At 49.5% G+C, this 11457-nt stretch carries 9 protein-coding genes; 6 read left to right on the top strand and 3 right to left on the bottom strand.

Annotation, left to right across the window (positions count from 1 at the left end; translation table 11 throughout):
- Positions 1 to 142 precede the first annotated feature (142 nt).
- A complete protein-coding gene (gene satP, locus BCF53_RS15060) occupies positions 143 to 751 on the bottom strand; it encodes an acetate uptake transporter (RefSeq protein WP_132702842.1) in 609 nt (202 codons plus the stop codon).
- 267 nt (positions 752 to 1018) lie between these two features.
- Between satP and BCF53_RS15055 the strand changes: the two genes are divergently transcribed.
- Positions 1019 to 2023 carry a DUF1570 domain-containing protein gene (locus BCF53_RS15055; RefSeq protein ID WP_132702840.1) on the top strand — a complete coding sequence of 335 codons (1005 nt, stop codon included), beginning with the start codon at positions 1019 to 1021 and terminating at the stop codon, positions 2021 to 2023.
- Between the two features lie 53 nt (positions 2024 to 2076).
- Here the strand turns inward: BCF53_RS15055 and BCF53_RS15050 are convergent, their stop codons facing one another.
- Both BCF53_RS15050 and BCF53_RS15045 read right to left on the bottom strand, forming a co-directional pair.
- Positions 2077 to 3051 carry a hypothetical protein gene (locus BCF53_RS15050; protein ID WP_132702838.1) on the bottom strand — a complete coding sequence of 325 codons (975 nt, stop codon included), beginning with the start codon at positions 3049 to 3051 and terminating at the stop codon, positions 2077 to 2079.
- Positions 3052 to 3311: 260 nt separating this feature from the next.
- The gene (locus tag BCF53_RS15045) at positions 3312 to 3851 is read right to left on the bottom strand and encodes a hypothetical protein (protein WP_132702836.1); all 540 of its coding nucleotides are present in this window, start codon (positions 3849 to 3851) and stop codon (positions 3312 to 3314) included.
- A 369-nt stretch (positions 3852 to 4220) separates the two neighbouring features.
- Here BCF53_RS15045 and BCF53_RS15040 point away from each other — a divergent pair, with 369 nt between their 5' ends.
- The 5 genes from BCF53_RS15040 to BCF53_RS15020 all read left to right on the top strand — a co-directional run bounded on the left by BCF53_RS15040 (position 4221) and on the right by BCF53_RS15020 (position 11174).
- Positions 4221 to 5435, top strand: coding sequence for a phosphoribosyltransferase family protein (locus BCF53_RS15040; protein ID WP_132702834.1), 1215 nt, complete (start codon positions 4221 to 4223; stop codon positions 5433 to 5435).
- 151 nt (positions 5436 to 5586) lie between these two features.
- A complete protein-coding gene (locus tag BCF53_RS15035; RefSeq protein WP_132702832.1) occupies positions 5587 to 7065 on the top strand; it encodes an ATP-binding protein in 1479 nt (492 codons plus the stop codon).
- Positions 7062 to 7745, top strand: a complete 684-nt coding sequence (locus BCF53_RS15030; protein WP_132702830.1) for a response regulator — start codon at positions 7062 to 7064, stop codon at positions 7743 to 7745. The genes BCF53_RS15035 and BCF53_RS15030 overlap by 4 nt, the downstream gene beginning before the upstream one ends.
- 1395 nt (positions 7746 to 9140) lie before the next feature.
- Entirely contained in the window at positions 9141 to 9662 is a 522-nt protein-coding gene (locus BCF53_RS15025; protein WP_132702828.1) for a hypothetical protein, read from the top strand.
- Positions 9663 to 9872: 210 nt separating this feature from the next.
- Complete coding sequence (locus BCF53_RS15020; RefSeq protein WP_132702826.1) at positions 9873 to 11174, top strand: NAD(P)/FAD-dependent oxidoreductase; 1302 nt, start codon at positions 9873 to 9875, stop codon at positions 11172 to 11174.
- Positions 11175 to 11457 lie beyond the last annotated feature (283 nt).

Below are 11457 nucleotides of genomic sequence, written 5' to 3'. Positions count from 1 at the left end.
TGTTTTCGTCGAGCGTATCAGGTGGTCCGGCATTCCGGCGATACTTGCAGCGGTCCATTTAAGTGATACCTTTTCGGCGGCGGGGTTTATCGACAACCGGGAGCAGCCAAGGCTGCTCTTTTTTGTATTCGTGGCTTGCTTATTAGCTGGCCGCCAGTGCGTCAACAGAAACGGTTGCGGTTTCTTTCTTGCTTGGCTCACCAATAGGCAGAACAGTGCGGCCGTGCTGCTCGTTAATCACCTCGGCCATGGCCAGGTAAATAGCGCTGCTGCCGCAAACGATGCCGACCCAGCCAGCAATGTGACCAATCACTTCCGAGTGCGTGAAGTTGTGAATCGCCAATAGGGCAAACAATACGGTCAGGCTGGCAAACACGAATTGCAGTGTTTTGTTGCCTGGCAGAGTGCCGACCCACATGAAGGCGGTGAAGATACCCCACATTGCCAGGTAACAGCCCATGAACTCAGCTGAGCTTGCTTCTGCCAGGCCCATTTTAGGCATGACCAGCAATACCACCAGGCTGATCCAGAAAAATCCGTAAGAGGTGAAGGCTGTCAGGCCGAAAGTGTTGTTCTTGCGGAACTCCAGAATACCGGCAATAACTTGCGCGGTGCCGCCGTAGCAAAGGCCCATGGCCAATACCATCGCGCTGAACGGGAAGAAGCCCGCATTGTGGATATTTAATAAAACAGTGGTCATGCCAAAGCCCATCAATCCTAATGGGGCCGGATTCGCCAGTTGGTCTTTCATGATTGCAATACTCGCCTTGTGAGTGCTGAAAAAGTGCGCGGAATTTACCAGCAGTTTTTTTTCTGTGAAATAGGGCACGCTCGCTTAATTGTATTACAAATGGTAAATTTTTTGTTTACATTGTGAATTTGACCACTTGTGTACAGGCCGCGATACTGTCTAGCGGTAGTGCTGACTGTCACGTTCGTGAGTTATGTTTATGTAAAGAGCGTGTGCTGGCTCCTAAATTTCAACGACGCTCGAAAATTTCAGGGAAGTGACGCGCAAATGAAAAAGATCCTCATTACCGGCCTTTCAGCCTGCCTGTTGGCGGTAAATACAGTGGCCGATGAACAGTTAAATGTAGAGGCCAAGTATCAGCAGCTTATGGAAGGCGTCTGTGCTGAGAACTCAGCACCGGTGCAACGATCCTCCGGCACTAGTGTTTACAGCTGGAAGGATGAAAACGGGCAGGTCCATTTTGGTGACCGCGCACCTCAGAATGTTGATGCCGAGAAGCACGCGCTGGCCGGCCGCAAAGATTACTTCGATGTCAGTGTTTCTTATCCATCAGGGCCGATCGACAGTAATATTGGAGAGGCGCTGGCGATCGGCGGGCGGGCGATTGCCGATTCGATCAGCCGGTTGTTGCCTGCCGGTACGATGGCCAAATCCGAGATTGATATGCAGGTGTTTGGTAGCCGTAATGCGCTGATGAAATTTATGTATGAAGAAACCGGTTCGGCATCCAGTCAGGCAGATGGCTTTTATTTACCCCTTAACAATAAGGTAGCGGTTCTGTATCGGGGGTCCGACAGTTACGCGCAGCAGGTCGCGTTGCATGAATCGACTCATGTCTTCCAGTTTCAGAATATTGGTTTTATGCCCGGCTGGGTCACTGAAGGCATGGCCGAGTACTTTGAAATGCTGGAGGTGAGCGGAAGCGCTAAGCTTGTGCCGGTCAATCAATCGTGGATCGCTTATATTCAAAATCAGGGTCGGCTGATTCCGCTGCAAACCCTGATGACAGCCGACCACAGCGCCTGGCAGGGCTCACAGGCAGGGCAGTTTTATGCCAGTTCCTGGGCGTTGTTTTACTTCATGATGTTGCCGGAGAATCGCGCTATGACTCAGCAGCTACTGGCCGATATGTCGCAGGATAAGTGCGATGAAGTGCCGGACGCTCACTATATGGATATGGTCGATGACCTTTATCGCGGTGGCCTGGAAAAGCTCGAGAACGATTGGGTCACCTGGTTCAATGGTTCGCACCTGACACCCAACTACCATTAAGCCAAAAAAAGCCACCGGGATTGCCGCGGTGGCTTTAGCGTTCATTCATTGTGTTATTCGGCTGCGACCAGCTCGCTGTTGGCGCAACTGATGTGAATGGCACTTTTACCGGTCAGAATTTGCGAGGTGATTGAAGGTACCTGATGCACCCAGCGGTATTTCCAGTATTCCTGCATCTGATCAATCTGCTGGAAAGCCAGCGTTTCTTTCAGCATATCCAGCTGAGCATGCGTACAGGAAATGATGATGCGGTTAAAGGCCAGCGCTTTGCGTTCAATAAGCATCATCAGGGTAATGAATATCTGATCGATCAGGTGGGTCAGGTCGCCCTTCTCAATGATCTGGATATCATCCTTCGACATCTGATGCGTGACCCATTTGTCTTTAGCCAGAGTGCCACCAATGCGGTCGATCAGGCTATCGTGCACAATCTGCTGGTGCGACCAGCTGTTCAGCTCGGTCATCGACATAATGGAATAGGTTACGGTGCGCTGGGAAAGCTTGTCGAACAGCCCTTTTAATTGGGTCAAAGAAACCAGATCTTCAGGGTCTTTGGTTTGCAGCAGCTTTTGCGCCTGCCACATGATCAGGCTGATACCGCCAAACCAGTTACCGGTCTGTACTTCAAAATACCTGATCATGCCGGTTTTACGGTTGTGCTGTTCGTAAAAATTGACGTATTGGGTTTTCTGAACAACCTGCGCCTTGAGTATTTCCCGGTGCATTTCCGGAAACATATCCTCACGCGGAGCGAAGATGTAGGTGGCGTCGTTTTCGATGGATTGCTCAGCAATGAAATCGGCCCACTTGTGCTCCGGTTCAGCAACAATATGAGAGTACTGATCGCTGGAGCTGCTGCTTAATGCAAAGGACTCGCGCGCTTCGTACTCAAAAGGGTCGGTCAGCAGAGCGCCCTCAGACGAAATATCTGCCAGTTTGAAGGCCAGGTTAGGCATATCGGCATTGCCGAAACAGGACAAATAGGATGTGCTGTCGCCCACTAATTTGATCGAGTTAACTTTACTCATGTGATGTGTTCTTATTTTTAGAGTATTTCCACAAACTTATACCAGATTGTTTGCTAATGAAAAGTGGTTTTAAGGCTAAAGTGCTGCTTGTTTGATATAGCGGTTAAAGTGGACCTGAAGGTCGATTTTTTAGAGGCGAGGAGCGACAAAAATGTGCCGCCAGGATCTGTAGGTTCTAGCCGGTTCAAATAATTGTCGGTAATCGAAGGGTACGCGCTATAGTTGCTGTAGCGAATAGCGCGCACGATTGAGGTGCGTTATTAGAACCTTCCGGATAGTTTTAACGCTGCATTTATAGATGTAGTATCGACGTTAAATTCTTCGGCATAGTCATCGGCATTTTTAAAAGCTAATGCTAAATCTAGGGCTACATATTGCCAGTTGTAGCCAATGCCCGCGCCTAAAAGTAAACCACTGGCCTCATACTCTGTGTAAGGGGTCTCAACGGTTTCACTGTAGTAGCCAGGACCAATATAGGCTTTAAACCCTTCACTTTCTAAGCCAGTACCAAAATATGCAATTATTTCGACGCCACTTAATTCAATCTCATCGTACATGTCATGTTCTAAAGAATAGAAGTTTGCCTGAAATGCTACGTTGTCGGTTGGAGCGATAGTGCCTGAAAACCCGAAGCCAGCGAACTCGTCTTCAGTACCGTAATAATCGTCATAGCCTAAAACTTGAGCCGTAGAGGCTATGCCAATACTAAACATTTTAGTGGTGCTTTCTGATTCAGCGGATACAAATGTTGAGGCGGCAAGTAGTGCCGATGCGATAAACGGTTTGGATAAAAACTTCATGCTAATGTCCTTTTAGGTACTGCGAATAGAGAGGTTGACAAGGGTCGACGACCTGCCAACGCCCGAGAATTCTCCATATTAATTACACAATATCAATGACTTATGGCACTAAAATCCATTATGTTCAATGTCGGAAATAAGTTCACTATACCCAGTTGGGTGATGCGGGTCATTTTGATTTGTTTGTGGCAAGGAGCACTTACTGGCCATCTATTGGCATTGGCTTTCAGAAGTGCGAGCTCATTGCAGGTAAATCTTGCTTAATATTCAATCGCAGGTTAGCCATATCCGACACAATCTTTACCTTTAATTGGTGCCGCCCAAACGCTAGAATAGCGCCCCCTCCAACCCGGACAAAATAGGCCAGTTATGGAACTCACTCCCGATCAGGTTGTAGTTGTCAGCAACTCATCCGATAACCCCTTCGCCATCGATGTTGCATATGCAATGGGGCAGTACGACGATATTGCTGATCAGATCAGCATGAAGCAATTTACCAATTCTGAGTTTTGTCCGCGTTTTATTTCAGATGAGCACGATTTCAGCGATATTGGCAACAGCCTGGAGGGTAAGGTTGTCATTATCGTAAGCACCAGCTGTCATACCCAAAGCCGTCAGGAACTGGCGATGGCGAACTTAATCATAGCCCGCTCAGCGAAAGAAAACGGCGCGGTGCATGTGGTTCTGGTTGAGCCCGATTTGTTCTACAGCGCACAGGATCGTGGTGCTCACCCGGATTTGGGTGAAACCCAGTTTGAGCGCGATATCAAAGACATCAAGAAGTTCGATGGCCAGCCGTTTACCGCCAAGCTGTACGCACAAATGTTGAAATTAGCCGGGGTTGACCGGGTACTGACTATTCACAACCACTCTTATTCGGTGCAGAAGATATTCACGCAGGTCTTCGAAGGGCTATTCCACAACATCATCCCTTATGAAATCTACACCCACTATTTGTTGAATTCAGACATTCTGAACTACGGCAATGACGGTGAAGGCCTGGTGTTCTGCGCACCCGATAAAGGCGCGCGCGATTTCGTAAAAGAGATGTTTGACCGCATTGGCCTGCCTAAAGCCAAGTTCATCATGCTGGATAAAGAACGTACGGCCGAACGCAAGGTGGAAATTACCCTGCACAAAGAGAGTGAGCACACCTTTGAAGGGCTGGAAGAGTGCAGCATCGTATTGTTTGATGACATGGTGCGTACCGGCGGAACCGTGGTGAAATCCTGTGAGTTTCTGCAGCAGTTGAATCCGCAGCGCATGGTCTTCGCTGTTTCTCATTTCTATGCCAGTGATGAAGGCCGTGAGCGCATGGCCAGCAACGCGCTGGGTGAAATTCTGACGCTTAATACCCTGCCGACCATTCTGAACCGTGACCAGCAAGGCCGTTTGCGTAAGAAGATGGTGGTATTGAAGGTAGAGAAGTGGATTGCGCAGGAGCTGTGTTCTATTTTGAATATCGCTCAATCGCAGGAGCAGAACCCTTACAAGATTGACATGTCATCGAAGAACCCGCGCTTTAAACGTAAGATCTGGTTTGGTGATCAGCTCACTCAGTTGCGCGAAAACGCGACAGACTAATCAATCTCTAGTCACCTATCGTCACCCATGTGACGCGAAACGCATGGGTTTGTCGGGCGAATGTGCAATTTCCAAGTAGATTTGCACATTTCCCAATCTGCACATTTCACCGTTATAGCTTGCACAAAAAGCGACCGTTATACTGCGGGCCATGGCTATATCACGCAAACTGTTCCTGTCCTTCATGGGCTTAACCCTGATCATCCTTTTGGCTACGTTATCGTTGGCCCGCTGGAGCTTTAATCAGGGGTTTATCAATTATTTCCAGGCGATCGAAGAGCGTCGGCTTGAGTACATCAGTGAAGATCTGATTGATTTCTACCAGCGCAATGACAACTCCTGGGATGCGCTGACGTCTGAAAGAATGTATGAGATCGTATCGGAGTACTCGGCGACGCAAAACGTATTTCCGGCCAATACGGCCAATGATCCGATCATTCCCGATTTTTTCCGCGATAATCTCAGCGGCCGGGGGGGTGGCAGTGGCCCACCAAGACCCTTTATGGATCAGGCACAGATGCGCCAGCAGCCGCCGCCCGATACACCGCCTTCAGCTGTTTATGATGTCGATGGCAGCTTTATTGCCGGGTTTGATTTTGACCAGTCGTTAAAAGGCTCTTTAGAAGTGGCCATGATTGTCGAGGGTGAATTCATTGGCACGGTGAAAAGTATGGGGGTACAGCATACCGACTTTGATCTTGCTGAAGAGTTCTCTGAGCAGCAGTTGCTGACCAGCCTGCTGATTGGTGTATTCAGTCTTTCGTTAGCCATCGGTATGTCTTTGTGGCTGGCCAAACTCTTTTTAAACCCGATGAAGGTTATCGAGAAAGCCATCACCGGGCTTTCGGACGGTGACTACAGCACCCGGCTGAACGATGCGCGTACCGATGAGTTTGGCCGCATGATGCGCGATATCGATCATCTTTCGGTGACGCTCGAACAGAACCGCAGCACCAAGAACCGTTGGTTGGCGGATATTTCACACGAACTAAGAACGCCGCTGACGATTCTTGGTGGCGAGATAGAAATGCTGCAGGAAGGCTTGAAGCCATTCGATGAAACTCAGCTGGAATCGTTGCATCAGGAAACGCAGCGTATGCGTCATCTGGTCGATGATCTTTATCAGCTGTCGCTCTCTGATATTGGTGGTCTGCGCTACAACTTTGAGCCGGTTTCACTGGCCAGGGCTCTGGGTTCAGCTGCCTCGGCGTGCCAGTCAAAAATCCGGGAGAAGGGCCTCAGCCTTGTTGTGAACAGTTCAGACGACGCCATCATCAGAGCCGATGAAAAACGCCTTGAGCAACTGTTTATCAACTTGTTGATTAATGCAGCAGCCTATACCGACGGCCCCGGCAGGATTGTTGTTGATATTGAGTCCGCAGAAGGTGAAGTGGTTGTAAATTTCAACGACACCAAGCCTTCCGTAACGGAAGATGAATGCCAACTGCTGCTTGAGCCATTGTACCGTACCGATATGTCGAGAACCCGCAGAGGGGAGGGCGCAGGTTTGGGCTTAACTATCTGTAAAAACATCGTCGATGCCCACGCCGGCTCCATCAAATTAATGCCATCGAAACTGGGTGGTTTACACGTAGAAATTAAATTTAAAATTGAAGACAAAAGCTTATGACCAACGCATTAAAAGTTCTGATTGTTGAAGATGAACCAAAGATTGTTCAAATACTCGAAACCTATATGGAGCGCGAAGGCTATCAAGTCTCCGTATTAAATGATGGTATTGACGCTGTAGAGGTCATCAAAGAAACCGAGCCGGAATTCGTGATTCTGGATTTGATGCTGCCCAATAAGGACGGCTTCACCATCTGTAAGGAAGTGCGTCAGTTTTCAACGGTGCCAATCATTATGCTCACAGCGCGTGTTGATGAGATTGACCGTTTAATGGGGCTGGAGTTTGGTGCGGACGATTACGTCTGCAAACCCTTCTCGCCGCGGGAAATTCTGGCGCGTATGCGTACCATTATGCGTCGCCTGGAAGCCAGTGTGCAGAAAGAGGAAGAGCTGGCTTATAAAGGGCTGAAGCTTAATGTTGACCGCTTCCAGTGCCAGGTCGACAGCAAAGATGTTGATCTGACTCCGGTAGAGTTCCGCCTGCTGCAAACGCTGGTATCGCGCCCCGGTGTTGTTCATTCCCGTGAGCTGTTGATGAAGGTTTGTTATGTGGATGAGCGCGTGGTGAGTACCCGTACCATCGATAGCCATGTTAAAAACCTGCGCAGCAAACTGGCGAAGGTATTGGATGGTAAAGAGTTACTGCATTCCATTTATGGCGTTGGTTATAAATTGGAATAATAGATAGCTTAGCTGTAGGTCGGGCTTCAGCCCGACAAGTAAACCTCAAATTATTGGCGGAGCCATGCCGTGTTGGCCTAAAGGCCAACCTACAAAAGTGCCGCTCCTGCAGGTCGGGCTTCAGCCCGACAAGTAAACCTCAATTTATGTGCGGAGCCATGCTGTGTTGGCCTAAAGGCCAACCTACAAAAGTGCCGCTCCTGTAGGTGGGGCTTCAGCCCGACAAGTAAGCCTCAAATTATGTGCGGAGCCATGCCGTGTTGGCCTAAAGGCCAACTTATAAAAGTGCCGCTCCTGTAGGTCGGGCTTCAGCCCGACAAGTAAACCTCAAATTATGTGCGGAGCCATGCTGTGTTGGCCTAAAGGCCAACCTACAAAAGCGTCGCTCCTGTAGGTCGGGCTTCAGCCCGACATGTAAGCCTCAAATTATGTGCGGAGCCATGCTGTGTTGGCCTAAAGGCCAACCTACAAACGTGCCGCTCCTGTAGGTTGGGCTTCAGCCCGACAAGTAAACCTCAAATTATGTGCGGAGCCATGCTGTGTTGGCCTAAAGGCCAACCTACAAACGTGCCGCTCCTGTAGGTCGGGCTTCAGCCCGACAAGTAAACCTCAATTTATGTGCGGAGCCATGCTGTGTTGGCCTAAAGGCCAACCTACAAACGTGCCGCTCCTGTAGGTCGGGCTTCAGCCCGACATGTAAGCTTCAATTTATTGGCGGAGCCATGCCGTGTTGGCCTAAAGGCCAACCTACAAAAGCGTCGCTCCTGTAGGTCGGGCTTCAGCCCGACAAGTAAGCTTCAATTTATTGGCTGAGCCACGCCGTGTTGGCCTAAAGGCCAACCTACAAAAGCGCCGCTCCTGTAGGTCGGGCTTCAGCCCGACAACTCAGCCTCAAGCTGCATCGGCAAAAGTTTTCCTTTGGTTAACTGCTCTGCTTCAAATCTTTCTGAATCTGTAAAAATCCGGATAATCATTTCCGGTTTCTTTTATTTTTAATACGAAGATATCTGAACCAAAGTGTGGAATTTTAGTGCGATAGTTCTGCGTAATTTCTGCGTTCTTTTTATACCTTTTCCTTTGCTAATTTCGATTAAAGAAATTTCCTATTTAGTCGCTCGTGCCAACTAATTAAAACTGCGCGCATTCTCCTTTGCTTTTGCACGATTGAATCCGTTTCTGCATCTATTGTCAGTACCGAATAGGCATTTTTTCAGCGGTGTGGAAGCATTTTAACCTCCAGTCTTTTCCGGTTGGAAACTGGCTTTCAAACACCTTGTCGTTGGAACAGCTTTTGCGATGACGTTCCGGCCGAAGGCGTAAAACCATTTTTAACTAGCATGGCCTGGCTATTTAAAAGAAGGACGCCAATAACGTTACTTTAACGAGGAAATAAAAATGGTAGATTCAATAAGTTCCACCATGATGATGCCGATGCTGTCATCATCCAACAGCCGCTCATCGGATACAGCCTCTTCACTGAGCGATGAGCAGACCACAACACTAACCGATATTTTGTCGAGCTTTGATTCTGAAGCGCTCACCGAGGCGGATGCGCAGGAAATTGTTACCGCGCTGTCTGAAGCCGGCATTGAGCCCGGAGCGGGCCTGGAAGAGGCAATGTCAGAAGCAGGCTTTGATGCCCGAGCTGTTGGCGACATGGCTGGCGTCGGTGAAACCGGAGCGCTGGCCGCCAGCGAAGGTGCAGAAGAGGGTTCGCGACCACCACCGCCACCACCACAGAGCAGCTCAACCGAGTCCGATGACGTTGCCAGCTATATGGCCGACCTGATTTCCGAAACGTTGAGTACCAGCGAGAGCAGTGAGCTGACTCAAGAGGAAATGCAGGAGATACAGGCGCTGGTCGCAGAAGAGTTTGGCCTGGAAGAAGGCGACTCGATGATTGATATTACTGTTTGATCGTGGTGGGTTGTATAAGAAGCAGCCAGCCGGCTGCTTTTTTTATGGTTTCAACACTCTGATACCAATTCTTACGCCGGTTAATGGGTTACAGCCCTGAATCCTGCTTTTTTTTAGTCGGTTTACTTCTATAGTGGTACGGAAAGGCCCTGCTTTTGTGAATATTATTCCCGCATTAAAAATTATTAATTACTCGACTAAGGGAAACTTATGAATATCGTCATTGTAGGTGGAGGCGCCGGCGGGCTGGAACTGGCAACTAAGCTGGGGAACAAGCTCGGAAAGCGCAAAAAAGCCACCGTTACGCTAGTAGACCGCAATACCACCCACCTTTGGAAGCCGCTGCTGCACGAAGTGGCCAGTGGCAGTCTGGATATGGGGGTTGATTCGCTCAGCTACCGCGCCCATGCCTACCACAATCACTTTAAGTTCCGTATCGGGTCACTCGATGGTCTCGACCGTGAAGAAAAGCGCATCTCACTGGCGCCGCTGTTCGATGAAGACGGTAACGAGGTATTACCGGCACGCACCCTGGACTACGACATTCTGGTGCTGGCACTGGGCAGTGTTACCAACGATTTTGGTACGCCGGGCGTGCGCGATAACTCGATCTTCCTGGATGCCTCGCCGCAGGCAGAATTGTTCCATAAGAAGCTGTTAAACGGCCTGCTGAAGCTGAACCGAAAGGCCATGACCGAAACCGATGCCGTCTATCGCATCGCTATCGTCGGTGGTGGCGCTACCGGGGTTGAGCTTTCCGCAGAGTTACACAATACCTTCAACACCATGAAGGCGTATGGGCTCAGCGAACTGAAATCTGAGCAGCTGAAGATTACGTTGATTGAAGCCGGCCCGCGGATTTTACCGGCGCTTCCGGAGCGTATTTCCGGCTCGGCGCACAAAGAGCTGGTTGAATTGGGCGTCGATGTCCGTACCAACACACTGGTCGCAAAGGCCAATCCGGGTGAGTTTGTCACCAAGGATGAGCAGGCGATTTCGGCGGATATTCTGGTGTGGGCTGCAGGCATCAAGGTGCCGGACGCACTGGCGCAGATTTCAGATCTGGAAACCAACCGTATCAATCAGTGGGTGGTCAAGCCGACGCTGCAAACCACAATTGATGACAACATTTATGCGCTGGGTGATTGCTGTGCCTGCCCGCTGGGTACTGAAGGCAAAACGGTTCCGCCGCGTGCCCAGTCTGCGCACCAGATGGCCAGTCACATCTATAAGAACATTCTGAAGCAGATGGAAGGTGAGGCAGAGTTAAAAGATTATGTCTATACCGATTACGGTTCGCTGGTGAACCTGAGCCGCTATTCCACGGTGGGCAGCCTGATGGGGAACCTGACCAAGGGCAGCATGATGATTGAAGGCCGTATGGCCCGGTTGATGTATGTCTCTTTGTACCGAATGCATCAGTTGGCGTTGCACGGGGTACTGCGCACCGGTCTGCGTATGGTGAATGACAGCATCAATAAAGTGCTGCGACCTCGTCTAAAACTTCATTAATAGCCGGCTCATTTTATCTATTAGGTCGCAACCTTCACTAAACCAGGGTTGCGACCGTTCTCTTCTCTTAGCTGCTTTTAGCTGCTTTGTCAGTGAAAATTTACTTCTCAAATCATAATGGGTATGAATATCGTTCTCGCTAATCTGTAATAAAGTTTCAGATTAACGGGTCAGTATAAAACATACTCTGTGCAATCGAGTAGTTTACTTTCAGGATGGTCACTTTTACCCGTCCGGGCTGCAAAGTGGTTTCCTTGGGTAGCTAATTTCCACGCTTGCAACC

Source organism: Reinekea marinisedimentorum (assembly GCF_004341165.1).
GTDB lineage: Bacteria > Pseudomonadota > Gammaproteobacteria > Pseudomonadales > Natronospirillaceae > Reinekea > Reinekea marinisedimentorum.
Note: the sequence above shows the minus strand (reverse complement) of the source record. Positions and strands in the feature narration are given on the sequence as shown.